The organism is Streptomyces sp. NPDC001858, assembly GCF_053594615.1.
Genome location: NZ_JBSFEV010000043.1, coordinates 28844 through 53599, shown reverse-complemented (window position 1 = coordinate 53599; position 24756 = coordinate 28844). Strand labels below are relative to the sequence as shown.

Here is a 24756-nt window from a genome sequence, read left to right as displayed (position 1 = left end):
AACACCCCCGCCCAGGGGCGCGGGGAACTGCGCGACCAGCCACAACGGACCCGCAGCCGCCAGACAACACAAAGCCCCCGCCCCTGCCGCGCAACCGGTAGGAAATGCCGCCCACTCCCGGGCATGCCATGGTGGTCTAAGCCCCGCAGGGACGGGCACCCGCGTGTCGATCCGGTGCCCCGATCGAACGGAACGCGATGACCAACGGCTTCACCGGCCCGGAGGGCTACGGCGACCCCTTCGGTGAATTCCTGGCCCGCTTCTTCGGCGGGCCCCGACCCGGCCCCCGCCAGGTCAACATAGGCCAGCTGCTCAGCCGCCCCGCGAGGGATCTGGTCCGCGGCGCGGCCCAGTACGCCGCCGAGCACGGCAGCCGGGACCTGGACACCGAGCATCTGCTGCGGGCGGCACTCAGCGCGGAGCCGACCCGCAGTCTGCTCAGCCGGGCCGGCGCGGATCCCGACTCGCTGGCGACGGAGATCGACGAGCGGTCGGGCCCGGTGCAGCATCCGCCGGGCGAGGTGCCGCCGCCGACCTCGCTGTCCCTGACCCCGGCCGCGAAACGCGCCCTGCTGGACGCGCACGACCTGGCCCGTTCCCGGGGCGCGGGCCACATCGGCCCGGAGCATGTGCTGAGCGCCCTGGCCGCGAACCCCGACTCGGCGGCCGGGCACATCCTGAACGCGGCCCGCTTCGCCGCCGCCGCGGGCCTGCCGCCCGAGGCGCCGGACACCGTGCAGCCGGCGCGGGCGACGGACCGGCAGCGGGCCACCGACACGCCCACCCTCGACAAGTACGGCCGCGATCTGACCGAGTCGGCCCGGCAGGGCCGGATCGACCCGGTGATCGGCCGCGAGGACGAGATCGAGCAGACCATCGAGGTGCTGTCCCGGCGCGGCAAGAACAACCCGGTGCTGATCGGCGACGCGGGCGTGGGCAAGACCGCCATCGTGGAGGGGCTGGCCCAGCGGATCACGGACGGGGACGTGCCGGACGTCCTCGTCGCCCGGCGCGTGGTCGCGCTGGACCTGACGGGCGTGGTCGCGGGCACCCGCTTCCGGGGCGACTTCGAGGAACGGCTGAACACGATCGTCGACGAGATCCGCGCGCACTCCGACCAGCTGATCGTCTTCATCGACGAGCTGCACACGGTGGTCGGCGCGGGCGGGGGCGGCGAGGGCGGGGCGATGGACGCCGGGAACATCCTCAAGCCGGCCCTGGCCCGCGGCGAGCTGCACATCGTGGGCGCGACGACGCTGGAGGAGTACCGGCGGATCGAGAAGGACGCGGCGCTCGCCCGCCGGTTCCAGCCGATCCTGGTGCCGGAGCCGTCCGTCGCGGACGCGCTGGAGATCCTGCGCGGGCTGCGCGACCGCTACGAGGCCCATCACCAGATCCGCTACACCGACGAGGCGCTCGTCGCGGCCGTGGAGCTGTCCGACCGCTATCTCACCGACCGCAGGCTGCCGGACAAGGCGATCGACCTCATCGACCAGGCCGGCGCCCGGGTGCGGCTCGGCTCGCGGACCAAGGGCACGGACGTGCGGGCGATGGAGCGCGAGGCCGAGCAGCTGGCCCGCGACAAGGACCAGGCTGCGGCCGACGAACAGTACGAGCAGGCCACCCAACTACGGGACCGCATCGCCGAGTTGAAGCAGCGCATCGCGGCGGCGACCGGCCAGGGGACGGCCGACGAGGGACTGCATCTGGAGGTGACCGCGGAGGCCGTCGCCGAGGTGGTGTCCCGGCAGACCGGCATTCCGGTGGCCAGTCTCACCCAGGAGGAGAAGGACCGGCTGCTCGGTCTGGCGGACCATCTGCACGAGCGGATCGTCGGCCAGCAGGAGGCCGTACGGGTCGTCGCCGACGCGGTGCTGCGCTCGCGCGCGGGTCTCGCCAGTCCCGACCGGCCGATCGGCAGCTTCCTGTTCCTCGGCCCGACCGGCGTCGGCAAGACGGAACTGGCCCGCGCGCTCGCCGAGTCGCTGTTCGGCAGCGAGGAGCGCATGGTCCGGCTGGACATGAGCGAGTACCAGGAGCGCCACACGGTCAGCCGGCTGGTCGGCGCCCCGCCCGGCTATGTCGGGCACGAGGAGGCCGGGCAGCTGACGGAGGTCGTCCGGCGCCACCCGTACTCGCTGCTCCTGCTGGACGAGGTGGAGAAGGCCCATCCGGACGTCTTCAACATCCTGCTCCAGGTCCTCGACGACGGCCGGCTGACCGACTCCCAGGGCCGCACGGTCGACTTCACCAACACGGTCATCGTGATGACCAGCAACCTGGGTTCGGAGGCGATCACCCGGCGGGGCGCCGGCATCGGCTTCGGGTCGGGCGGCGCGGACGCCGACGAGGAGGCGCGGCGCGAGCAGATCCTGCGGCCGTTGCGCGAGCACTTCCGCCCGGAGTTCCTCAACCGGATCGACGAGATCGTCGTCTTCCGGCAGCTCAGCGGTGAGCAACTGCGGCAGATCACCGACCTGTTGCTGGAGAAGACGCGTCGGCTGGTGCACGCGCAGGGCGTCACCGTCGAGTTCGCCGACGCCGCGGTGGACTGGCTGGCCCGGCGCGGCTACCAGCCCGAGTACGGCGCGCGCCCGCTGCGCCGCACCATCCAGCGGGAGGTCGACAACGAGCTGTCGCGGCTGCTGCTCGACGGGCGGGTCAAGAGCGGCGACCGGGTGACGGTGGAGGTCGAGGACGGACGGCTCACGTTCCGCACCGACGCCGGCCCCGGCCCCGGCCCCGGCACCCGTGCGGACACCGGCGAGCCGCCGCCCGCCCCCGCTCCCTGAACCGCTACGGCGCCGGGTACACCACCTGCGCCGAGCCGCCGCCGCGTCGGACGGTCTCGGCGGCGGCGAGCCACTTGCCGTTCGGCAGCCGCTGGACGCCGGTCGCCGCGCCGATCTCGGGGTTGAGCCTGAAGGAGTGCCCGATGGCCTCCAGCCGGGCCCTCAGGCCGCCGGGACTGGTGTCGTTGAAGAGCGCGGGCTCCAGCTCCGTCTGGGCGGCGTTGCGCTGGCTGGCGCGCGGTGCGGCGATCGCGTCGACGAGCGGCAGGCCGCGGTCGAGGAACCGGGTCAGGGTCTGCAGCACGGTGGTGATGATGGTCGCGCCGCCGGGCGAGCCGAGCGCCACCACGGGCTTGCCGTGCCGGTCGAGCACGATCGTCGGCGACAGCGAGGACCGCGGCCGCTTGCCGGGGCCGGGCAGGTTCGGGTCGTGGACGGCCGGTTTGGCGGGGGCGAAGGAGAAGTCCGTCAGCTCGTTGTTGAGCAGGAAGCCACGGCCGGGGACGGTGATGGCGCTGCCGCCGGTCTGCTCGATGGTGAGCGTGTAGGCGACGACGTTCCCCCACTTGTCGGCGACGGTCAGGTGCGAGGTGTTCTCGCCCTCGTACGTCGTCGGCGCCGCCGTGCCGCCCGTGTTGCAGGCCGCCGGGTTGCGCGGGTCGCCGGGCGCGACGGGGCTGGTGAGGACCGCGTCGTCCTTGATGAGGCAGGCGCGCGAGTCGGCGTAACTCTGCGACAGCAGCTGCTGGGTGGGGACGTCCTCGAAGGCGGGGTCGCCGACCCAGCGGCCGCGGTCGGCGAACGCGATCCGGCTGGCCTCGATGTAGCGGTGCAGGTACTGGACGTCGCTCGCCTTCGAAAGGTCCGTGTTCTCCAGGATGTTGAGGGCCTCGCCCACCGTGGTGCCGCCCGAGGAGGAGGGCGCGATGGAGTAGACGCCCAGGCCCCGGTAGGAGGTCTTCGTGGGCGCCTGGAGCTTGGCGCGGTAGGCCGCGAGATCCTGCGCGGTCAGCTTGCCGGGCCGGGCTTTCCAGCCCGAACTCGGGTCCACGGGCGGGTTGTTGACGGTGGAGATGATCTCCTTGCCGAGGTCGCCCCGGTAGATCGCGGCGACGCCCTTGCGGCCCAGCTCCGCGTAGGTCCTCGCGAGGTCGGGGTTCTTGAACGTCGAGCCCACGACGGGGAGTTGGCCGCCCGGCAGGAACAGCTTCGCGGTGTCCGGGAAGTAGCGGAAGCGGGTCTCGTTGCCGGCCGTCTGGGAGCGGAAGGTGTCGTCGACGGTGAAGCCGTCGCGGGCGAGGCGCTCGGCGGGCTTCAGGACCGTGCCGAGCTGCCGGCTGCCCCACTGCTTCAGCGCCGTCGCCCAGGTCGCGGGCGCGCCCGGGGTGCCGACGCTCAGGCCGCTGCTGACGGCGTCCGCGAAGGCGAGCGGTGCGCCGTTCTCCAGGAACAGACCGGAGTCGGCGCTCAGCGGGGCGGTCTCGCGGCCGTCGATGGTGTGCACCGTACGGGACTTGGCGTCGTAGTAGACGAAGTAGCCGCCTCCGCCGAGGCCGGCGGAGTAGGGCTCGCTGACGCCGAGGGCGGCGGCGGTGGCGACGGCCGCGTCGACGGCGTTGCCGCCCTTGCGGAGCACCTCGATGCCGGCGGCGGAGGCGTCCGCGTCGACGCTGGCCACGGCGCCGCCGTAGCCGACGGCGACCGGGACCTTCTCGACTGTCGTTCCCCCGGCGGCGGGTGGCGCCGCCGCCCCCACCGTGACCACGGCGGCCGAGACCGCCAGGACCGACAGTTTTCGCGCGACAGAGCGACCCATCCATGCCTCCAGTCCGGGACCGTCCGCGCAGCGTAACCACATTCACAGGGCCTCGACAGCCTCGTTCCGGGCAGTGTCATACGACTGCCACACCTCGAACACGGGTACGTACCGGTCATGCTCGCCCGCTACCATGCGCGCCCATGAACGACGACGTGCGCAACATCGCCCTCGGGGTCGTCGCGGCCGGTATCAGCGCCGCGCTCGGCTGGCTCGCCCGTACCTATCTGTGGAAGCGCAGGCTCCGGCGCAAGCAGGCGTTCTTCGGGCTGCCGGAGAACTCGGAGACGCTGCTCGTCGTCAACCGCGACCCGGCGTCCTCCGAGCCGGCGGTGCACCGGTTCGACGTGTTCGCGCTGCTGGAGCTCTCCGCGCTGATCAAGGACTGCGGCGCGAACGTCCAGGTGGTCACGCAGGACACGGCGCAGCAGGGTTTCGGCGAGCGCACCGAGTTCTGTGTGGGCGGCCCCTCGTCCAACCGGCGCATGATGGCGCACATGTCGGCGATGCTGCCCGGCGTGCGCGTCAACATCGATCCCGAGCCGGGGCCGGACCGGGGCGCGTTCCAGATCGGCGCCGAGCGCTACCGGCTGGACCCGGGCATCACGGAGTACGTGCTGCTGGCCCGGCTCACCGCGGGCCAACGGCGTGAGGCGCGGCCGGTGTTCCTGTTCTGCGGCCAGCGGGCGATCAACAACCAGGCGGCCACCCGCTATCTCGCCCGCAACCATGAGCGGTTGGCGCGCAAGCACGGCAACGGCTCGTTCGTGCTGCTGCTGAAGGTCGTCAACTCGCAGGCGTACGGTCCGGACGTGGTGGAGCTGGTCGCCGATGTGACCCGGGCGGCCCAGGCTCCCCTGCCGCCCGCCCAGGAGGTCTCCACCCGCTCGACGCATCGCGCCTCCTGAGCCGCCGGCTCCGCCGCCGTCGTTCAGTGCTTGAGGATCTTGGACAGGAAGTCCTTGGCGCGGTCGCTGCGCGGGTCGGTGAAGAACTCCTCGGGGGTGCGGTCCTCGACGATGCGGCCGTCGGCCATGAAGACCACCCGATTGGCCGCCGAGCGCGCGAAACCCATCTCGTGGGTGACGACGACCATCGTCATGCCCTCGCGGGCCAGTTGCCGCATCACCTCGAGGACCTCGTTGATCATCTCGGGGTCGAGGGCGGAGGTGGGCTCGTCGAACAGCAGCGCCTTGGGGTCCATGGCGAGGGCGCGCGCGATCGCGACGCGTTGCTGCTGGCCGCCGGAGAGCTGCGCGGGGTACTTGTCCGCCTGGTCGGCGAGACCGACCCGGTCCAGCAGCTCGCGGGAGCGTCTGTCCGCGGCGTCCTTCTTGCGTCTGCGGACCTTCACCTGGCCCAGCGAGATGTTCTGCAGGACGGTCTTGTGGGCGAAGAGGTTGAAGGACTGGAAGACCATGCCGACCTCGGACCGCAGCTGCGCCAGCGCCTTGCCCTCCTCGGGCAGCGGCCGGCCGTCCAGCGTGATCGTGCCGGACCGGATGGGCTCCAGCCGGTTGATCGCCCGGCACAGCGTCGACTTCCCCGACCCCGAGGGGCCGATGACCACGACCACCTCCCCCCGGCCGATGACGAGGTCGACGTCCTGCAGGACGTGCAGCTCCCCGAAGTACTTGTTGACGTCACGCAGCTCGATCAATGGATCGACGGCCATTCGCAGCCCTACTCTTTTCCGGTATCAGCCCTGTCGACGGCTGTTCCTCAGTTTTCGGCCACCTCGGCGTACAGCTGCGACAGTTCGGGGGTGCCGGTCGCGGCCCACTCCCGCCCGGCCGTGACGACGTCCACCTCGCGGCCGGACACCAGCCGGACGACCGCCTCGCCGCCGGGCCGGATCGCCCAGGCCGCGCCGGGCACCGTGCGCACGACGACCGTCCCCAGGTAGAGCCCGGCGTCGTGGCCGAACCAGGGCAGGGTCTCCTCGTCGTCGCGCCAGCGGGGCGGGAGCTGGTCCAGCGCCTCCAACGACGCGGCCGTGTCGTCCAGTCCGATCCCCTCCCGGGCCGCGTGCGAACGCAACAGTTCGCATTCGGAGAGGAGTTCGGCGATCCCCTCGGGGTCCTCGGCCAGCACCGCCGCGCGGTACTTCTTGCTCCTGTTGCCCAGGAAAGGGATGTTCATTGCTCCAGCGTGACACCCTCACCCGCGCACGCACCACAGGCGCGCTGGCCCGCGCCGAGGGGCGAATTCCCGCCCCGCCGCGCCTGCCGCGCCCCCGACCCGACGGGGGGCTACACCGTCAGGTCGACCACGACCGGGGCGTGGTCCGAGGCGCCCTTGCCCTTGCGTTCCTCGCGGTCGACGTAGGAGTCCTCGACCGACTTGGCGAAGGGCTCGTTGCCGTACACCAGGTCGATGCGCATGCCGCGGTTCTTGGGGAAGCAGAGCTGGCGGTAGTCCCAGTAGGTGAAGGGGTGGTCGTACTTCAGGGGGCGCGGCACCACGTCCGTCAGGCCGGCCTCGCGCAGGGAGGTCAGGGCGGCGCGCTCGGCCGGGGTGACATGGGTGAGGCCCTCGAAGGCGGCCACGTCGTAGACGTCGTCGTCGGTCGGCGCCACGTTGTAGTCGCCCATCACCGCGAAGGGCCGGCTGCCCGCCGCGTCCCCGGCGACGGCGGCCTTGAGGGCCTCGAACCACTGGAGCTTGTAGGCGTAGTGCGGGTGGCCGACCTCCCGGCCGTTGGGCACGTAGACCGACCAGACGCGGACCGGGCCGCAGGTCGCCGAGATCGCGCGGGGCTCGGTGGCGCCCTCGTAGCCGGGGTCGCCGGGCAGGCCCTTGACCACGTCCTCGATGCCGACGCGGGAGATCACCGCCACGCCGTTCCACCGGCCCGTGGCGTGCACCGCCGCCTCGTAGCCCAGCTCGCGCAGCTCGTCGAACGGGAACTGCGCCTCGGCGACCTTGGCCTCCTGGAGGCACAGCACGTCGGTGCCGCTGCTCTCCAGCCAGGCCAGGAGCCTCGGCAGGCGGGCGGTGATCGAGTTCACGTTCCAGGTCGCGATGCGCATGCCTCACAACCTACCGGGCGCCACTGACACTCACAGTGCCGCGCTCTCCCCCGGGGCCAGCCGCAGGTGCGGCGCCCCGCCGAGGGCGCCGATCTGGTGGTCGTAGATCGGCCGGGCGAGGTCGGTGAGGAGCGCGTCGTGGATGTCGTAGGCGCGCTGCGGCCGTACCTCGCGGACGTAGTCGATCACCTCGGAGATCTTGCTCCAGGGGGCCATCACCGGGAGCATCAGCGTCTCGACGGCCCGGTCGGGGACGGTGAGCGCGTCGCCGGGGTGGAAGACGCGGCCGCCGTCGACGAGGTAGCCGACGTTGGTGATGCGCGGGATGTCCGGGTGGATGACGGCGTGCAGCTCGCCGTGGACCTGGACGTCGAAGCCCGCGGCGGTGAACGCGTCGCCGTGGCCGACGGTGTGGACGCGGCCCGGGAAGGCGGCGGAGATCTTCTCGGCGACCGAGCGCAGGGTCCAGATCTCGGTGGCCGGATCGGCCTCCATGGCGGCGCGCAGCCGCCCCTCGTCGAAGTGGTCGGGGTGCTCGTGCGTGACCAGGATCGCCTCCGCGCCGAGCGCGGCGTCCGTCTCGCTGAACCCGCCGGGGTCGAGGACGAGGGTGCGGCCGTCCTTCTCCAGGCGCACGCACGCGTGCGACTTCTTCGTGAGCCTCATGGTCGTCATGAGTTCCATCCTGCCGCTCGCGCGGCGCGGGCGCTCACTCCTGCGGGGTGGTCTCCTCGCGGATGACCTGCTGCGCCACCTTGAACGCGCTGTTCGCCGCCGGCACGCCGCAGTAGACGGCCGCCTGGAGCAGCACCTCCTTGATCTCGTCCGGGGTCAGGCCGTTGCGCAGCGCGGCGCGCACGTGGAAGCCGAGCTCCTCCTGGTGGCCGCCGGCGACCAGCGCGGTGAGCGTGACGCAGGACCGTGAGCGCCGGTCGAGGCCGGGGCGGTCCCAGATCTCGCCCCAGGCGTAGCGGGTGACGAACTCCTGGAAGTCGCCGGAGAAGTCGTCGGCCTGCGACAGGGCCCGGTCGACGTAGGCGTCGCCCAGCACCTCCCGGCGCACCTTCAGCCCGGCGTCGTAGGGATCGGGGCGGCCCATGACCAGCGACGGTTCGAGGACGGGGGCGGGCGCGATCTCCGCGATCGCCACCGGCTGCACCGGCGCAGGCGTGGTCGCAACCGCTCGGACGGGGATGCCGGGGACGGCCGTCTGTCCGGTGGCGGAGTCGTAGGCGGGCTGCCACGCGGTCGAGAAGTGGCGGACCAGCAGCTCGGTGACGGCCGCGGGCTGCTCCACCGGCACCAGGTGCGAGGCGCCGGGTACGACGGCCAGCCGGGCGTCCGGGATGCCGGCGACCAGGGTGCGGGCCTCCGCGGGGCCGGTGACCTGGTCGTCCGAGCCGACGAGGACCAGCGTCGGCACGGTCACGAGGCCGACCTCGGTGCGTACGTCGAACGCGGCGAGCGCCTCGCAGGCCGCTATGTAGCAGCCGGGGTCGGTGGTGCGCACCATCTGCACGGCCCACTCGGTGATGGCGGGCTGCGCGGCGGCGAAGCCGCTGGTGAACCAGCGGTCGGGCGAGGTGCGGGCGATGGGGTCGAGGCCGTTGGTGCGCACTATCACGCCCCGCTGGCGGAACTCGTCGGCCGTGCCGAACCGGGGCGAGGCGGCGATCAGCGCGAGCGAGGCGACGCGCTCGGGGTGCCGCAGGGCCAGTTCCACGCCCACCGCGCCGCCGAGCGCGCAGCCGGCGTAGCCGAAGCGCTGGACGCCGAGCCCGTCCAGGGTGGCGAGCAGCCGGGCGGCGAGGTCGGAGACCGAGCCCACCGGATAGGCCGGGGCGCCGCCGTGGCCGGGCAGGTCGAACCGGAACACCCGCCACTGCTGAGCCAGCTCGGGAACCTGGCGGTCCCACATGTGCCATGTCGTACCGAGCGAGGGGCCCAGGATCAGCACTGGCGCCTCTTCCGGCCCGTCAAAGCGGTATTGCAGGGTGTTGGACGTACTCTCGCTCACCCGACTCACGCTCCCACATCTCCGAATTTCTCATGTGCTTAGGTCGGAACCCCGTGCAGGCCGTCCCACGTTGTGGCAGCCTCGCGAAGATCCGATGCGGCGGCCTTCACACCTGTGAGACACCGCGCGCGAGCATCGTACCGACGCACCCTGGGAAGCTCCGAGTCGCGGTCGGACGGCCGTGGCCCACCGGGACAAGGACCAGATTCGGCCAACCTCGCCCCGGTGATCGACACCGAGTAGCTCACTCAGAACGGCCTGTTAGCATTCCCGGCGTTCGAACATCCGGACGCGGATGTCAGTTCAATCCGGGCGACAGAGATTCCCTTTGCGACAGGCCCGGCCCGTATCCGTGCGCAGAACCGTCCGACGGGAGCGGACGAGCTACGCGCTGCGGGCGTCGAGGCCGTCGCGAAGAACGGAACCGCCGGGCCAACGGGGAATTCGGGGTCGGGGAATGACGAGGGAAAGAAGACTGCGCCGGCAATGCCGTCGGCTGCTGCGCGAGCTGGACATCAGGCCGCCGCTGGACACTCCGGAGTTATGCAGGCGCCTGGGGGCTCATCGGGGCCGGCCCATCAGGCTGATGCCCTATCCGATCGAGGCCCCGGGCCCGTTCGGGCTGTGGCTGATGACCGACAGCGCGGACATCGTCTTCTACCAGCAGGACACGACCCGGGCGCACCAGGACCACATCATCCTGCACGAGGTCGGGCACATCATCGCCGACCACAAGGACGAGCAGGTGTGGACGCCGGGCGACGATCCGGCCGCCGGCCTCCTGCCCGGTGGACTGCCCCGCGGACTGCCGCGCACCTGCTACGACTCCCGGCACGAGCGGGAGGCCGAGCTGATCGCCACGATCATCCTCGAACGGGCCAGTTTCTCCGACCAGCTCCGCGGGACGGACGCCGCTGCTCCGGCGGAGGATCCGTCGCTGGTCCGGATCGAACACGCCCTCGCCCATCGATCCAGCTGGCTGTGACGACATGGGCACCGGACTGATCGTCTTCGGCTGTCTCGAGACGGCCCTGTGGGCCACCGCCCTGACCAAGCTGGTCTATCTGCGCAGGACGCCCTCGGATCTCTCGCTGCGCGCCCTCACCGCCTGCATCGTCTGCACCGCCCTGGCCCCGTTCTTCTCCCTGCCCCAGGTGCACACCACGCTCGACGGGTGGCTGACCGGGCTGGACCGGCTGCTGCTGAACGTGGTGACGCTGAACGCCACGTACTGGCTGATGGCGTTCTTCCGCTACGCCGTGCACGGGCCCGCGGCGCGGCGCGCGGTACGGGTGCAGCTGTATCCGCTGGGCGCCACCCTGGCCGTGCTGACGTGCGCGTGGGCGCTCGCGCCCGCACCGGTGCGGGCCGACCCGGCCGATCTCGCCAACGGCGGGGACCCGCACGCGACGGTGTTCGTGCTGGCCGCCCTCGGCTATATGGGCATCGGCCTGTCGCTCGCGCTGCGCTCCTGTGTCGCCTACTCGCGCGCGACGACGCGCAGACAGCTGCGCAACGGCCTGCGCATGGTCGCCGGGGCGCTGATCGCCCTGCTGGGCGCGGCCGTCATCAAGAGCCTGCTCGCGGTGATCCAGGCGGTCATCCATCCCACTCCGGCGCCGTCGGCGCTGAACGTGACCTATGCCGTGCTCGCCATGACGGGTTCGCTGCTGCTGGCCGTCGGCGTCACCTACCCGGCCGTCGCCGATGTGCTGGCCCGCTGGCCGGTGCTGCGTCAACGGCGGCGCACCTTCCACGAGTTGGAGCCGCTGTGGGCTGAACTGCGGGACGCCTTCCCGCAGTTGGTCCTGCCCCGGGCCACGCCCGCGTCGTCGGTCCGCCGGTCCGCGCCCTGGCTGCCCTGGACGCACCGCGCCTACTACCGCCGGATCATCGAAATTCGCGACGGCATCGTCCAGTTGACGCCCTATTACGACGCCGACACCGCCGAGCGGGCCCACACCTCGGGTCGCGCGGCCGGGCTGACCGACACGGATCTGGACATCCATGTCCAGGCCGAGCTCACGGTCGACGCGCTGCGCCGCAAGGCGGCGGACCGGCCCGCCGAGCGTCCGTACCCCACCCCGACCGGCGGCGGCGCCGACCTGCAGTCGGACGCGCAGTGGCTGGCCCGGCTGGCGCGGGCGGTGCGGAAGATCTACGACGACTCCTCGGTCGTCGCCTCGTCGAGCACGTCGAGCATCTTCAGGACCTGACGGCGCAGAGCCGGGCTCATGTCGCCGGCGCGCATCGCGATCGCCCGGACCTGATGGTCGGCGAGCCGGCGCCGCAGCTCCCTGTCCTCGTCGGCCTCGTCCTCGCCGAGGAGGAACGCGGCGGTGACCGGCGGGTGTTCGGGCCCCCGGCACTCGTCGAAGAACCTGGCGATGGCCCGGACGACCGAGATCGTCGGGTTGGTGTTGGCGCCGGAGCGCAGGGTGGCGAGGTAGACCCGGGACACGGTGGTGTCGTGCCCGGGGTCGTCGCTGATCGCCTTCGCCACCTGGGGCGTGGAGTACTCGCGGCGCCGTCCGCGCTCGTCCACGTACGTCACGGTGGCGAAGAGCTCGTTGAGGCGATCGGCCAGCCCGCGCACCGGCGGGGGCGACGCCCCTGCCGCGTTGTCCTTGTCCACTTCCCGGCTCCTTGCTCCGCCCCTGAGGTGACCCGCCCACCAGGGCCGACAGTTGAAAACTATATCACTCTGTTGACCCACCCCCGAGAGCCGCTCGTACAGTATATTTAACAAAGCAACGGGGGAACCCAGTACGTGCGTTCGCTTCTCACCCGTCGCCGACCTTGCGCGCTTCTAGACACTGGAGACGGAAGAACGTGTTCCTCGATCACGTCACATTGGCCCTCGTCGACCTGGATGACGCCGTGGAGAGAGTGGAACACTCCCTCGGAGTACGGTTCGAGGCCCCCACCGGCACCATCCCCGGCATCACCGGGCGGGTCGCGGTCCTGGACACCGGCTTCATCGAGGTGATGGCCGTCCATGACCGGGAGGAGGCCCGACGAGCGCCGTTCGGCCAGAAGTTCGTCGACTACGTGGACACACGCGGCGGCGGAATCTTCTCCGTGACCCTGCGCACCGAGGAGGACCTCTCCTCGTTCACGTCTCAACTGCCCGAAGACGTGCGGCACTGCGGACCGATCACCACCTGGGTACCCCAGCCCGACGGCACCAAGATCAACTTCTCGTCACTCTTCTTCGGGCAGTACCACCTGACGCCCTGGGTCATCGCCTACGACGGCGAACTGCCCAAGGTGCCGGGCGAGCTGGCCCTGACGGGGGTCTGTCTGAACGCCCCCGAGCTGCAGCCCGAGGTGGATCGCTACGCCGAGCTGTACCGGGTGCCCCAGGACCGGATCACGGTCGGCGGCCAGGAGGCCGTCCTGGAACTGTCCGACGGTGTCATCCGGATGCGGCAGGCGGAGCCGGCCGGCTTCTCGAGCGTGGAGATCACCGGGCCCGGCCGGACGTTCAGCATCGGCTGCGAGGGCTCGAAGATACACATCGTACGAAATCCAACGGGGGATCACGAAAGCGATGAGCCATAAACAAACGGATCTGCTCGACCGGCTCGCGGCGCAGTCGGCGGAGATCGCCGACGTCGTCTGGGCGAAAGTGCGCCCACTGCTCAATCCATGCGAGGCGATGTGCGACGCCCCACCCGAAACGACGCCCCCGGACCTGGCCCTGACACTGAGTCAGGCAATCGACCTGTTCCGCCGCGGACAGGACATCACCGCGGGCGATCTGATGCGGTGCACCGAACCCGCCGTCCGGCTCGCCGAGCACGGCGTGCGCATCAGCCCGCTGCTGCAGGCCTGGGAGCTGGGGAGCTCCACCCTGCTCGCGGAGTACTGGGCCCGGGCCCTGAGCGGTGAACAGCGACAGCTCGCGGCCTTCACCCACTGGATCACCAGGACCGTCTCGGGCATCACCACGGAGATCGCCGCCGCCTACTCCCACACCCTCAAACAGACCGGACTCGGCCTGCCACGGCGGGTGTTGGCCGACATGATGGTGAGCGGTTCCGTCAACGACGAGCTCGCCGCAGCCGCGCATCACGAGCCGGCCGACCGGTATCTGGTGATGGCTTTCGGCCTTCTCGACGGGATCGCACCCGGGCCGGCCACCGTCGCCCTGGGCGCGGCGGCCCTGGCGGCGGGCGACGCGGGACTGTGCTGTCAGGTCGGGCAACACCTGTGCGTACTGGTCCCGTTGCGCTCCCTGGAGACCGCGCCCGGCATCGGTGCGCGCGTGCTGGAGAAACTGCGGCAGGCGGAGCTTCCGGTGCGCCTGCCGGTCGGCTCGGTCGTCGCCTTCCGGGAGAAGCTGGACGACGCGGCCCAGCGCGCCATCACCGTGGAGTCGCTCGCCGCGGCGGCGGAGCTGGCCGGTGCGGTGGTCGAGGAGAACGAGATCATCAGCGAGCTGGCCATGCTCCGCGACCGCTCCTACCAGGAGGAACTGATGGGGCTCATCGCTCCGTTGCGGCAGCACCCGGATCTGATCGACACACTGCGCACGCTGTACTCGATGGATCTCGACCGGACGCGTACCGCCCGGCGGCTGAACGTCGCCCGCCGGACGCTGACGTATCGCATCGAGAAGATCGAGCAGCTGACCGGGATCAATCCGGTGCGGGCCCGGGGCATCCAGTCGCTCACGCTGGCCCTCACGGCGCGCAATCTGCCCGCCGGCGCATGACGAACGGGTCGGCATCCTCGACGACGAGGCTGCCGACCCGTACCCGTTTCGCGGGCGGTCAGTCCAGGTCGGGGACCCAGCTGCCGTGGAAGCCGGGCGGCACCCGGGCGGGCAGGTGGATCCTGGCGACCGGCTCTCCGGTGAAGTCCTGCGCGGAGAGGATCAGCAGATCGGTTCCGCCGCGCTCCGGGTCGAACACATAGGCCATGACATAGCCGTGGTCCTCGGCCGCGCCCGGTTCCGCCGGCACGAACACCGCCTCGGCGATCGCCGATCCGACCGGGAACGTCCGCCGTTCGGTGGTGGAGTTCAGATAGTCGCGCTTGAACATCACCTCGCCCGAACCGGTATCGAAGACCGCGTCGGAGGCCACGGTGTAGCCGTAACGGTGTTTCAGGGAGACGACCCGCTCGTCGACCCGTGGAAACTCCTGGTTCCGGTCGTCGAGCGTTTCCTGGAGGACCTTGCCGGATGTCAGGTCGAGGGTCCAACGGTCCAGTACCGGTGCGGAGTTGCCGTCCAGGCCGCCCTTCTGCAGCATGCGGGGGAACCGGGTCAGATCGACCACCACCGTGTCGCCCTCGTCGTAGGCGTTGAGGGTGTGGAAGACCCAGCAGGGTTCGAGTTCGAACCAACGGACGTCCTCGGCGGCGCCGTTGCGCGGCAGCAGACCGATCCGCGCCTGATGCGCGTTGTTCCAGGCGTACGGCAGCCGCGAACCGCCGCGCGCGAGACCGGCGTTGTAGGTGATCGGCAGGTCGTAGAGCACCGCGTACCGCTGGGTCAGCGCGAAGTCGTGCATCATCGGCCCGTCCGCGATCGGGACGTTCACCGTGCGGGTGACGGCGCCCTGGGCGTCGATGACGATGTACTGCACATAGTCCCAGCCGGCGTAGTAGGCCACGGCGTGCAGTTCGCCGGTGACGGCGTCGCGCTTGGTGTGGGCCGTGTATCCGCCCGGCAGCCCGCCGTCGAAGTCGCACGGGCCGAGCGTCTCCAGCTCGTAGCCGAGTTCGTACGGCCGGATGCCTGCCTCGACCAGGGCGAGCGTCCGTCCGGCGTGGCCGATGACATGAGTGTTGGCCGCGGCGTCCCGGTCCGCGAAGACCGGGCCCTCGGGCCATGGCTCACCGAGTTTCCCGGCAATGCTCCGAGAGCGCACCCAGCGGTTGCGGTACCACTCGGCCCTGCCGTCGCGCAGCCGCACGCCGTGCACCATGCCGTCGCCGGTGAACCAGTGATAGGCCTCCGGGTCCTCGATGCCCAGCGGATTGGGGCCGTTGCGCAGATAGCGGCCGCTGAGCTCCGGCGGAATCCGGCCGGTCACCGGGAGATCGTGGGCGGTGACCTCCTCGGAGACCGGGCCGATGAGCCCTTCCAGAAAGCGATTGGCCACGGGGTCGTGCTCCCTTCTCGGTTCGCGGCGTCGTGGGTGCGTGCGTGCGTGCGCCGCTGAGCGCGGCAGTCAGGCGGCCGGGCAGCCGGGCAGCGGGGCAGCCGGGCAGCCGGGCAGCGGGTCAACTCGGCGGGTCGGTGCGGCAGTTCAGCGCGCGTCCGGCACATCCGGGGAGTCCGGGGAGTCCGATGCGTCCGGGGAGTCCGCGAGCGTCGCGGTGAGCAGGAAGTTGCGGGGGACGGCCGTCACATGGCGGGGAAGCACCAGGTAGGGCCAGCGGCCGGAGCCGTCCTCGCCGGGCTGGATGACCTCCGTGACGCTCCAGCCGCAGCCCGCGAGCAGTTCTTCGGGCTCGTCGGTGCCGAACAGCCAGGGCGCGCCGTCCTCGGCCAGCGCCTGGAGGAAGGGGCGGGCCACCGGGTTCTCCAGCGCCGCCACGCTCACCAGGTCGCCGCAGAGCACGCTGCCGGGCCCGGACAGCCGGACGGCCGTCTGCAGCAGTCGGCGGACCGCGTCCTCGGGCAGGTAGTACAGCAGGCCTTCGACCACCCACAGCGTCGCGGAGGCGGTGTCCAGGCCGGCGTCCTTGAGCGCGTCCTCCCAGGAGCCGGCGAGGTCCACGGGCACCGTGACCCGGGTGGTGCCGGGGCTGGGCGCGTGCTCGGCGAGCACCTCTTCCTTGGCTTTGAGGAGTTCGGCGTGATCGAGTTCGTAGAGCGTGGTCCCGTCCGGCCAGGAGAGCCGGTAGGGGCGGGTGTCCATGCCGGCGGCGACGAACACGACCTGCCGGATGCCCTGTTCGGCGGCCGCGAGGACCTGCCGGTCCAGGTAGGCGGTCCGCAGCGCCAGGTATTCGACGGTGACCGGGCTGGCGTAGCGATCCAGCAGGCGGAATCCGCTCTCGCCGGCCAGGGCGCGGGCGTACGGGTCGGTGAACAGGCCGTCCGCACGCTCCGATTCGATGGCACGCGCGGCGGCGGTCCACTGCGCGGTGAAAGAAACCGCTTCCACGGAATTTCCTCTCTGGGATGAGGTGGGGTGAGGTGAGATGAAGTGAGATGGGGTGAGATGGGGTGGGATCGGGTTGTATCGGGGGGATGAGTCGGGGCAGGTTTCAGCGGCGTCCGAGGACCCGGTCCAGTACCTCGCCGAGCACATGCTTGGCGTCCTCGGCCGCCGTTGTGGCGCGCCAGGCGACGAAGCCGTCCGGCCGGACCAGCAGGGCTCCCTCGGGGCCCGTTCCGGCGAGGGCGAGCCAGCGGCCCTCCGGCACGTCCAGTCCGCCCCCGCCCATCCGGTAGACGGTCAGGCCGTCGCTGCGGGATGCCGCCAGCGCCTCGGCGGCCTCGTACCAGCCGTCCCCGACGGGTCCGGTCAGCACGGCGAAACGGGATCCCGGCAGGTCGAGCGTCGACAGGCGCTCCCCGTCGCGCTCCACCCACAGGTGCGGCATCCGCGAGCCCGGGGAGCCGTCGAGGTTCTGACGCACGTCCTCGGTGGACGGCAGCTTCAGATCGGCCCCGACGACGGCCGTGGAGTCGTAGCGATAGCCGAGCTGCACGACCGGGGTGGCGACGGCTCCCGCCTTCTGGCGTTCCGCGGCGGCGAACGGATTCCAGTGCAGCGCCGGGTTCCGCAGCCTCGCCATCGCCTGGCGCAGGGTGAATTCGGCGACCGGGTGGCGTTCGGTGTGGTAGGTGTCCAGCAGCGCGTCCTCGGCGTCGCCGCGCAGCACCGCGGCGAGCTTCCAGGCCAGGTTGTGGCCGTCGGCGACACCGGTGTTCATGCCGAAGGCGCCGAGCGGGGGGATGGTGTGGGCGGCGTCGCCGACGAGGAAGAAGCGGCCGTCCCGGAAGCGTTCGGCGACGCGGGCGGTGAGCCGCCAGGAGGCGACGCTCAGCAGCTCGACAGGGATGTCGTCGGCGCCGAGCGCGCCCCGGACCAGGGCGGCGCACCGCTCCGGGGTGAAGTCGTCCGGGTGGGCGCCGGCGGCGGGGTCGCAGTCGACGTGCAGCATCCACCGGTCCGTGCCGTCGACGGCGATCAGGACGGCCCAGGCGCCGGGCGAGGTGATGTCGGTCATGAACGGGACGCTGCCGAACCGTTCGTAGAGTTCGGCCCGGAAGACGATGTTCATCTTGGGGACGCCGAGCGTGCCGGGCCCCTGGGCGGCGATGCCGAGGGCTTCGCGCACGGTGCTCGACGCCCCGTCCGCGGCGATCACGTGGTCCGCGTGCAGCACGCTGCCGTCGGCGAGGGTCACCGTGGCGCCGTCGGGGCCCGTCGCGACGGAGGCGACGGACGCCCCGAAGCGGACGGTCGCGCCGTGCGCACGGGCCGCGGGCAGGAGAATCGCGTCGAGGCGGTCCTGTGGGCAGGTGCCGAGCACCTCGGCCGGCGAGACCTCGGCGACGGTCGCGGTACGGAAGTCCAGCGCGTCGCCGAGCGGCGGGTAGGCCGACTCCGCAAGGGTGTTGACCGACCCTCGCCAGGCGGCGGTGGGGAGCCGGCCGAAGGCCTCCTCCACCTGCTCGCGCAGGCCGACCTCGCGCAGCAGTTCGAGCGTGCGTTCGTTGATGCCCAGGGCGCGCGGATGGTCGAGCGGGCCCGGCCGACGCTCCAGGACGGTCGCGGGGATGCCGTGGTGGCCGAGGAAGACGGCCGTGGCAAGGCCGACGGTGCCACCTCCCACGATCAGGACGGGCACATGGTTGGTTGGCATGCGAGTTCTCTTCCAGTCCAGTCGGTCGTACGGTCAGAAGCGGGCCGGGTCGTGGTCATGCGGGCGGTGCTGCCGGGGCGGACGTGGTCGTGCGGGGCGTTGTCGCCAGGGCCGGTCGTCGTCGTGCGGGCGGTGCTGCCGGGGCCAGTCGCGGTCGTGCGGGGCGGTGCTTCCAGTGCCGGTCCTAGTCGTGCGGGCGGTGCTTCCAGTGCCGGTCGCCGTCGCGCGGGCGGTGCTGCCGGGGCCAGTCGTGGTCTTGCGGGGCGGTGCTTCCAGTGCCGGTCCTAGTCGTGCGGGCGGTGCTTCCAGTGCCGGTCGCCGTCGTGCGGGGCGGTGCTGCCGGGGTGGGTCGTCAGCCGGCTGCGGGGCGAGCGCCGCGGCGACCGGCGGGGCCTCCGGGACACCGCCGCGGTCGCCGGACACCCGGCCGATCCAGGCCGAGGGCCCCGGCCAATCGGCCCGCCGGGTGGCCGCCCACGACCGCACCGGGCGCGGGCGGGGTGCCCCGCCGGGACCGGCGAGGCTCCCCCGGGGCCGCCGGACACTCGGCCGATGCGGGCCGAGGGCCACCGACGGCACCGGGCGCGACCGCGCCTGCGGCTGGCCGCCGAGGTCTGCGACTTCCCGGCCAGTTCAGGCCCGGGCCGCCGTCGGCACCGTGGGGCGACCGCCGGGGCCGCCCTCGCCCCCGGGGCCTCCAGGTGCCCGGCCGGTACGAACCCCGGCCACCGTTCGCGCCAGGGGCGACCGCCAGCCCCACCTGCACCCCCGGCCCGGCTAAGCGGGTCAGGCGAAGTCGGCCGCGCCCTGAAGGGGCGCGGGGAACTGCGCGACCAGCCACGACGGCGCCGCAGCGAAAAGACCGCACATCGCGGCACTTCCAGCGGAGCGCCCAGTTCAGGCCCGGGCTACCGTCCGCGCCGCGAGGCAACCTTCGTAGCCGTCCCCCGCCCCGGGCCTCCGGCTGCCCGGCCAATCCAGGCCCGGGCCGGGCCGGGCCGGCGGATTCAGCCCGGGCCACCTGCGATCCCGCCGCCGGGCACAGCCCCCGCGAGAACGCCGCCGCCGTCACCCGGACCGCCAAGTCCTGCCAGCTCCCCGCCAGTTCAAACCGGGAGCCGCCGTCGCCGCTGCGGCCACCCGGACCGGACGGCCAAGGCCCCCCAATCCCCCGCCAGTTCAAACCCGAGCCACCGCCGCACCCGGCAACCCTCCCCCCGGCCCTCGGCCACCCCGCCCCCCAAGTGCGCGACCGCACCCGCCCGTGTCAGCCGCCAAGGCCGCCCAGCCCCAGGCCAGTTGGCCAGTCCGACCCGGGGTTGGCATCTTCGGCGCAACCTGACCGCCGAGGTCGATGGCCGTGCCGGCGGTTCAGGCTGGGCCGCTGTCGGCCGCGCCGCCGGGGGCTGCTGCGCCGGCGGGGCGGCCCCCGGGGCCGCCCGGGCCGCCGGGCGGCCCCGGCCGGTTGAGCTTTTTGACGAGCTTCGCGCTGGTCACGGTGCCGATGAGGCACAGGACCGCGGTCACCAGGAAGACCGTGGACAACGCGGAACTCAGTGCGTCCCGCAGCGTCTCGACGAGTTCGGCGGGAAAGCCGGAGCGGTCGGAGAAGAGCATCTCGCTCACCCCGCTGGGGCCCGCCTCGGTGACCAGGCGTTCGGCGGAGCCGTCGAGTCCTTGGGTCTCGCCGACGAAGAGGTAGTACTGCAGCACGCCGAGCAGACTCACCCCGACGACGCCGCCGAACTCCCGGAAGAGCTGGGTGAGCGAGGAGCCGACGCCCATCAGGAACGGCGGCAGCGCCGACTGGACCGCAATCATCAGGACCGGCAGGCCGACGCCCGTACCGGCCCCGATGACCAGCGTGAACGCCGCGGTCTGCCAGCCGGTCGTGCTGGTGTCCATCGTCGCCAGCAGCAGGAATCCGCCGCACAGCAGCGCCATGGACAGCACGCCCATGGCGCGGATGCCGGACTTGAAGACCATCCGTCCGGCGAACAGGCTGCCCACCATGCTGGCGACCTGGAAGGGGAACAGGGTCAGACCGGTCTTGCCGATCGAGCCGCCGGTGACGCCCTGGGCGAAGACGGGCACGAAGAATATCGCGCTGTACATCACCAGGCCGATGACGAAGTTCACGGCGAACGCGGCGGTCAGGGCCCGGTTGGAGAACAGGCTGAGCGGAATAATGGGCACCTCGGCCCGCCGTTCGACCCGCAGGAACAGCACGAAGGCCGCGATCCCGCCCAGCACGAAGGGCCACACCAGCGGATCGGCCCAGTCCCGCTGTTCACCGAGCCGGTAGACGCCGAAGAGCACGCCGGCCGTGGACAGCGTGATCAGAACGGCGCCGGGCAGGTCGAGCTTCTGCCCGCTCGCCTCGGTCTTCGGGTCCTCGTAGTGACGGTGGATCAGCCACGCCGAGAGCAGCAGCAGCGGCGGGTTGATGTAGAAGGCGTAGCGCCAGCCCACGTACTCGCCCAGGGCGCTGCCCACCAGCGGGCCGAGGAGGCTGGCGAGTCCGAACACCGATGCGAAGACGCCCTGGAGGCGGCTGCGCAGCCGGGGCGGGAAGTGCAGGCCGATCGCGGCCATGCCGATGGGGAACAGCGCCGCGGCCCCCAGTCCCTGTACCGCGCGGGCGATGATCAGTTCCACCATTCCGCGGGAGGCGCCGCACCAGACGGAACCGACGAGGAAAATGGCGATGCCGACATAGATGGTCGGCTTCCTGCCGAAGTGGTCCGACAGTCTTCCGTACAGGGGAAGCAGTGCGGTCAGCGCCAGCATGTAACTGCCGAACACCCATGCGGAAAGGCTGACACCGCCGAATTCCGCGACGATCGTCGGAGTGACAGTCCCGGCGATGGTGGAGTCGAGAGCGGACACCGTCATCGCCACGATGAATCCCCATATCGGGGTCAGGAGATGACGGATGGGTTCCTTTCCGGGCTTCCCAGATGCGGACTGAACACTGTTTTCGACCAACGGAATCCTCGCTCGGTCGGGCCCCGGATCTCCGGTACGCCGCAGGGGGTCGGTTTCTCTTCTCTTCACACCCTGACCTGGGGTCGGCGCCGGGACAATTTCCCAATGCAGCAGAGTCGTCGGCCGCCCTTCTCGTGTGTGCAGCCCCGCCGGTTTCCGGGCCCGCCGGCGAAGCGGAACCGGAATGATGCCTGCTACATCCACCCCCCACCCCGAGGAGAGGGCATGCAGGCGTTCGGCGGCCGGCCCGAGTACAACATCCCGATCATCGAGGAGTACCGCGCGAACCGGCGCCTCAAGGGGCCCGACGGCAACGGCGCGGGCCTGTTGCTGCTGACGACGACGGGCGCCCGGAGCGGCCAGGAGCGGACGAGTCCGCTCGGCCACCACACGGACCGCGGCCTGCTGGTCGTGGTCGGCGCGAAGGGCGGCGCGCCCACCCATCCGGACTGGTACCACAACCTGCGCGCGCACCCGGAGGCGACGGTGGAGCTCGGCCCCGAGACGTTCCGGGCCCGCGCCACGATCGTCGCAGGCGGCGAACGCGACCGGCTGTACGCGCGGCACGTCGAGCTCTTCCCCGTGTACCGGGAGTACGAGAAGCTCACGTCCAGGGTGTTCCCCGTCGTCGTACTGGAACGCCTCGCCCCCTGACGGGGCGGCGCGCTTCCCAGAGTCGCAAGACCCCCGATTTCTCTTCCACGTTGTGCAGAAGCCCGGCTCGGCTCGACTCCCAATAATGAGGAGTACGCGAGCACGGAAAGGCGCAACCTGTGGACGTCATACGTGACCGAATGATCGCGGGACAGTCCTCCGTTCTGGGGGTCTACGATTTTCTGGAAGAGAACGAGCGGCTGACGGAACAGCAACTCGTGACCCGTCAGCGTCATTTGCTGCATCATCAGCTCGAATACGCCCGCAGCAGATCGCCCTACTTCAGCAATCTGCTGCGCGGCGTGCCGACGGGGGAACTGCTCTCCCCCGACCGGTGGCAGGACCTGCCTTTCATGGACAAGGCCACGCTGCTGGAGAACTTCGACGTCGTGCGGACCCGTCAGGACATTCCGCACCAAGCGGTCGGCGCGTACCTGGACGACCGGTCCAGGGCGGACGAGCCGTTCAACTCCGCGGACGATCTTCTGGTGGTCAGCACCGCCGGCACCTCCGGCAAGCCGGGCCACTTCGTCTACGACCGGGCCGAACAGGCCCACATCAGGGCCCAGTACTTCCGTTTCATGCGGGCGGTGCTGGCCGCCGTCCGCCCGGCCGGTCCGCTGCGCTCGGCGGCGATCATCGTCACCGGCGCGCACATGATCGGCTACAAGATGCAGCGTCATCTGCCGCCGGAGTTCTTCCGGTTGATCCCGGTGCTGCGGGACGGCAGACCCGTGACGGTCGAGGAGACGGCGGCGTCGCTGGAGGAGTTCGCCCCGCACGTCCTGACCTGCTTCGGCTCGACGCTGCGGATGCTCGTCGAGTACAAGGAGGCCAATCCGGCGTTCTCCTGGCGGCCCCTCGCGCTGATCAACACCGGCGCGACGCTGGAGAAGGACCTGATCCGGCGGGCCGCCGAGGCGTTCGACGGCGTGCGCGTCTTCGACCTGTACGGCTCCACGGACACCGGGTATCTGGCGTGGACCTGCGAGCAGGGCTCCATGCACCTGAACACCGACTGCGCCCTCATCGAGATCCTCGACGAGCAGGGCCGGCCGGCGCCCGCCGGGCAGGTGGGCTCGATCGTGATCAGCAGCTTCTGGCACCGGACGCTGCCGATCGTCCGCTATCGGCTCGGCGATCTGATCTCCGTGGCCGAGAAGCCGTGCGGCTGCGGGCGCAGCCTGCCGGTGGTGGGCGAGCTGCTGGGCCGGGAGAACACCCTGCTGTACCGGCGCAGCGGCCGGGACCTGCGGCCGGTGCCGCAGGGCGTGTTCATGGAGCTGTTCGAGAACATCGCCGGCGTGAAGCGGTTCCGGCTGGTGCAGGAGGCCGTGGACCGGGTGTCCGTCCTGGTCGAGCCGCTGCCGGGGGGCGGCGCCGGCCTCGCCGACCGCGTGGCGCAGCGGGTGGCGCCGGTCTTCGGCGAGGGCTGCGCCGTGGAGGTGGCCGTCGTCGACGCCATCCCCGCCTCGCCCTCCGGCAAGTTCCTGCCGGTCGAGCGCCGCTTCGACCCGGCGACCGCGCGCGCCTCCTCCGCCGTCGGCGCCGCTTGACCCGGGTGCCGCCCGGCCGTCCGCCAGGACGGCGTCGGTCCGTCGGCACGCACAGGGGACGTGCCGACGGGCCGGCACCACGGCCCGACCCGAGCGACGCGACGCGACGCGACGCGACGCGACGCGACGCAAGAGGACCCCACCCATCCCAACCCAAGCGAAGTGAGGGGAAGCCAGCAGTGAGCGAAGGCAAAAGGCTCCGGCTGCGGCGCCTGATATCGGATCAGGGACGATCGCTGGTCGTACCGATGGACCACGGCATGAGCGTCGGCGCCGGCACGGGGCTGCGCGACATCGCCGCCACCGTGGGGCAGATCTCCGCGGGAGGCGCGGACGCCGTGGTACTGCACAAGGGGCTGGTGCAGACCTGTGCGCCGCGGCTGCGGCCGTCGACGTCGCTGATCGTCCACATGAGCGCGTCGACGACACTCGGCCCGCATGTCAACCGCAAGGTGGCCGTGTGCACCGTGCCGGAGGCGGCACGGCTCGGCGCCGACGCGGTGAGCGTGCACATCAACGCGGGCTCGGAGACCGAGCCCGAGCAGATCGTGGACACCGCTCGGATCGCGGCGGAGTGCGACGCCTGGGGCATTCCACTGATGGCCATGGTGTACGTGCGCGGCTCCGCGCCCGAGGACGAGTTGAACCCCGCCAAGGTGGGCCACGCCGCGCGGATGGCCGCGGAGTTGGGCGCCGACCTGGTCAAGTGCCACTACACCGGGGACCCGAAGTCGTTCGCCGAGGTCGTCGAGGCGTGCCCGGCGCCGGTCCTGATCGCCGGCGGCGCCGCGTACGGCGATGTCGCACGGCTCTTCACCACCGTGCACGAGGCCCTCGACGCGGGGGCCGCCGGGGTGTCGATCGGCCGCAACGTCTTCGAGCACAGCGATCCGACGACGCTGACCCGGCATCTGACGAAGATCATCCACGGCCGGCTGTCCGCGGCCGAGGCGTACGAGCAGTACCAGGACCACATGGCCGTGTCGGCGACGCTCGCCCGCGCGGTCTGAACTCACCTGAACCCACCCGGCCTCACCTGATCACACCTGAACCAGCCCGAAAC

General features: G+C 71.5%; 20 protein-coding genes. 9 read left to right on the top strand and 11 right to left on the bottom strand.

The features are described from left to right. Nucleotides 1–197 precede the first annotated feature (197 nt). Nucleotides 198–2792, top strand: coding sequence for an ATP-dependent Clp protease ATP-binding subunit (locus tag ACWCPF_RS38440; RefSeq protein ID WP_451049774.1), 2595 nt, complete (start codon nt 198–200; stop codon nt 2790–2792). Nucleotides 2793–2796: 4 nt separating this feature from the next. On the opposite strand, the gene ggt is transcribed toward ACWCPF_RS38440, so the two are convergent. Beyond that, nucleotides 2797–4608 (bottom strand): gamma-glutamyltransferase, encoded by a 1812-nt coding sequence (gene ggt, locus ACWCPF_RS38435; RefSeq protein ID WP_451049773.1) that lies wholly within the window; start codon nt 4606–4608, stop codon nt 2797–2799. 143 nt (nt 4609–4751) lie between these two features. Here ggt and ACWCPF_RS38430 point away from each other — a divergent pair, with 143 nt between their 5' ends. Further along, a complete protein-coding gene (locus ACWCPF_RS38430; RefSeq protein ID WP_451049772.1) occupies nt 4752–5516 on the top strand; it encodes a hypothetical protein in 765 nt (254 codons plus the stop codon). Nucleotides 5517–5539: 23 nt separating this feature from the next. On the opposite strand, the gene ACWCPF_RS38425 is transcribed toward ACWCPF_RS38430, so the two are convergent. The 5 genes from ACWCPF_RS38425 to pcaDC form a co-directional block, all read right to left on the bottom strand. After that, the gene (locus tag ACWCPF_RS38425) at nt 5540–6283 is read right to left on the bottom strand and encodes an amino acid ABC transporter ATP-binding protein (RefSeq protein ID WP_451049771.1); all 744 of its coding nucleotides are present in this window, start codon (nt 6281–6283) and stop codon (nt 5540–5542) included. Nucleotides 6284–6330: 47 nt separating this feature from the next. Then, nucleotides 6331–6750, bottom strand: coding sequence for a DUF6278 family protein (locus ACWCPF_RS38420; protein ID WP_451049770.1), 420 nt, complete (start codon nt 6748–6750; stop codon nt 6331–6333). Nucleotides 6751–6860: 110 nt separating this feature from the next. Continuing rightward, nucleotides 6861–7640 (bottom strand): exodeoxyribonuclease III, encoded by a 780-nt coding sequence (locus tag ACWCPF_RS38415; RefSeq protein WP_451049769.1) that lies wholly within the window; start codon nt 7638–7640, stop codon nt 6861–6863. Between the two features lie 30 nt (nt 7641–7670). Beyond that, entirely contained in the window at nt 7671–8306 is a 636-nt protein-coding gene (locus ACWCPF_RS38410) for an MBL fold metallo-hydrolase (RefSeq protein ID WP_451049795.1), read from the bottom strand. A gap of 43 nt (nt 8307–8349) precedes the next feature. Continuing rightward, on the bottom strand, nt 8350–9657 hold the full coding sequence (gene pcaDC, locus ACWCPF_RS38405; RefSeq protein WP_451049768.1) for a bifunctional 3-oxoadipate enol-lactonase/4-carboxymuconolactone decarboxylase PcaDC: 1308 nt from the start codon (nt 9655–9657) through the stop codon (nt 8350–8352). Nucleotides 9658–10243: 586 nt separating this feature from the next. Between pcaDC and ACWCPF_RS38400 the strand changes: the two genes are divergently transcribed. Then, nucleotides 10244–10642, top strand: a complete 399-nt coding sequence (locus ACWCPF_RS38400) for a hypothetical protein (protein ID WP_451049767.1) — start codon at nt 10244–10246, stop codon at nt 10640–10642. A 4-nt stretch (nt 10643–10646) separates the two neighbouring features. Next, nucleotides 10647–11873 carry an MAB_1171c family putative transporter gene (locus tag ACWCPF_RS38395; protein WP_451049766.1) on the top strand — a complete coding sequence of 409 codons (1227 nt, stop codon included), beginning with the start codon at nt 10647–10649 and terminating at the stop codon, nt 11871–11873. On the opposite strand, the gene ACWCPF_RS38390 is transcribed toward ACWCPF_RS38395, so the two are convergent. Further along, nucleotides 11816–12292 (bottom strand): hypothetical protein, encoded by a 477-nt coding sequence (locus ACWCPF_RS38390; protein WP_451049765.1) that lies wholly within the window; start codon nt 12290–12292, stop codon nt 11816–11818. The two genes, ACWCPF_RS38395 and ACWCPF_RS38390, sit on opposite strands and share 58 nt — an antisense overlap. Before the next feature lie 197 nt (nt 12293–12489). On the opposite strand from ACWCPF_RS38390, the gene ACWCPF_RS38385 reads away from it, so the two are divergent. Continuing rightward, a complete protein-coding gene (locus ACWCPF_RS38385; protein WP_451049764.1) occupies nt 12490–13221 on the top strand; it encodes a VOC family protein in 732 nt (243 codons plus the stop codon). Then, nucleotides 13211–14377: a PucR family transcriptional regulator gene (locus tag ACWCPF_RS38380; protein WP_451049763.1), complete on the top strand. Its 1167-nt coding sequence runs from the start codon at nt 13211–13213 to the stop codon at nt 14375–14377. Before ACWCPF_RS38385 ends, ACWCPF_RS38380 begins: the two co-directional genes overlap by 11 nt. A 58-nt stretch (nt 14378–14435) precedes the next feature. On the opposite strand, the gene ACWCPF_RS38375 is transcribed toward ACWCPF_RS38380, so the two are convergent. The 4 genes from ACWCPF_RS38375 to ACWCPF_RS38360 all read right to left on the bottom strand — a co-directional run bounded on the left by ACWCPF_RS38375 (nt 14436) and on the right by ACWCPF_RS38360 (nt 21390). Further along, the gene (locus tag ACWCPF_RS38375; protein WP_451049762.1) at nt 14436–15773 is read right to left on the bottom strand and encodes a carotenoid oxygenase family protein; all 1338 of its coding nucleotides are present in this window, start codon (nt 15771–15773) and stop codon (nt 14436–14438) included. A 147-nt stretch (nt 15774–15920) separates the two neighbouring features. After that, the gene (locus ACWCPF_RS38370) at nt 15921–16784 is read right to left on the bottom strand and encodes a class I SAM-dependent methyltransferase (protein ID WP_451049761.1); all 864 of its coding nucleotides are present in this window, start codon (nt 16782–16784) and stop codon (nt 15921–15923) included. A gap of 103 nt (nt 16785–16887) precedes the next feature. Further along, complete coding sequence (locus ACWCPF_RS38365; RefSeq protein WP_451049760.1) at nt 16888–18495, bottom strand: FAD-dependent monooxygenase; 1608 nt, start codon at nt 18493–18495, stop codon at nt 16888–16890. Between the two features lie 1371 nt (nt 18496–19866). Beyond that, nucleotides 19867–21390 (bottom strand): MFS transporter, encoded by a 1524-nt coding sequence (locus ACWCPF_RS38360; protein WP_451049794.1) that lies wholly within the window; start codon nt 21388–21390, stop codon nt 19867–19869. 318 nt (nt 21391–21708) lie between these two features. Between ACWCPF_RS38360 and ACWCPF_RS38355 the strand changes: the two genes are divergently transcribed. The 3 genes from ACWCPF_RS38355 (at nt 21709) to ACWCPF_RS38345 (ending at nt 24703) form a co-directional block, all read left to right on the top strand. Next, complete coding sequence (locus ACWCPF_RS38355) at nt 21709–22137, top strand: nitroreductase/quinone reductase family protein (protein ID WP_451049759.1); 429 nt, start codon at nt 21709–21711, stop codon at nt 22135–22137. Between the two features lie 119 nt (nt 22138–22256). After that, nucleotides 22257–23693 (top strand): phenylacetate--CoA ligase family protein, encoded by a 1437-nt coding sequence (locus ACWCPF_RS38350; protein WP_451049758.1) that lies wholly within the window; start codon nt 22257–22259, stop codon nt 23691–23693. 5 nt (nt 23694–23698) lie between these two features. Continuing rightward, nucleotides 23699–24703, top strand: coding sequence for a 2-amino-3,7-dideoxy-D-threo-hept-6-ulosonate synthase (locus ACWCPF_RS38345; RefSeq protein ID WP_451049793.1), 1005 nt, complete (start codon nt 23699–23701; stop codon nt 24701–24703). Nucleotides 24704–24756: the final 53 nt, after the last annotated feature.

What these genes read in the sequence shown, in the direction of transcription:
- ACWCPF_RS38440 (WP_451049774.1), top strand. Translation starts at nt 198, where the DNA reads ATGACCAACGGCTTCACCGGCCCGGAGGGCTACGGCGACCCCTTCGGT.
- ggt (WP_451049773.1), bottom strand. Translation starts at nt 4,608, where the DNA reads ATGGGTCGCTCTGTCGCGCGAAAACTGTCGGTCCTGGCGGTCTCGGCC.
- ACWCPF_RS38430 (WP_451049772.1), top strand. Translation starts at nt 4,752, where the DNA reads ATGAACGACGACGTGCGCAACATCGCCCTCGGGGTCGTCGCGGCCGGT.
- ACWCPF_RS38425 (WP_451049771.1), bottom strand. Translation starts at nt 6,283, where the DNA reads ATGGCCGTCGATCCATTGATCGAGCTGCGTGACGTCAACAAGTACTTC.
- ACWCPF_RS38420 (WP_451049770.1), bottom strand. Translation starts at nt 6,750, where the DNA reads ATGAACATCCCTTTCCTGGGCAACAGGAGCAAGAAGTACCGCGCGGCG.
- ACWCPF_RS38415 (WP_451049769.1), bottom strand. Translation starts at nt 7,640, where the DNA reads ATGCGCATCGCGACCTGGAACGTGAACTCGATCACCGCCCGCCTGCCG.
- ACWCPF_RS38410 (WP_451049795.1), bottom strand. Translation starts at nt 8,306, where the DNA reads ATGAGGCTCACGAAGAAGTCGCACGCGTGCGTGCGCCTGGAGAAGGAC.
- ACWCPF_RS38400 (WP_451049767.1), top strand. Translation starts at nt 10,244, where the DNA reads ATGCCCTATCCGATCGAGGCCCCGGGCCCGTTCGGGCTGTGGCTGATG.
- ACWCPF_RS38395 (WP_451049766.1), top strand. Translation starts at nt 10,647, where the DNA reads ATGGGCACCGGACTGATCGTCTTCGGCTGTCTCGAGACGGCCCTGTGG.
- ACWCPF_RS38380 (WP_451049763.1), top strand. Translation starts at nt 13,211, where the DNA reads ATGAGCCATAAACAAACGGATCTGCTCGACCGGCTCGCGGCGCAGTCG.
- ACWCPF_RS38365 (WP_451049760.1), bottom strand. Translation starts at nt 18,495, where the DNA reads ATGCCAACCAACCATGTGCCCGTCCTGATCGTGGGAGGTGGCACCGTC.
- ACWCPF_RS38360 (WP_451049794.1), bottom strand. Translation starts at nt 21,390, where the DNA reads ATGACGGTGTCCGCTCTCGACTCCACCATCGCCGGGACTGTCACTCCG.
- ACWCPF_RS38355 (WP_451049759.1), top strand. Translation starts at nt 21,709, where the DNA reads ATGCAGGCGTTCGGCGGCCGGCCCGAGTACAACATCCCGATCATCGAG.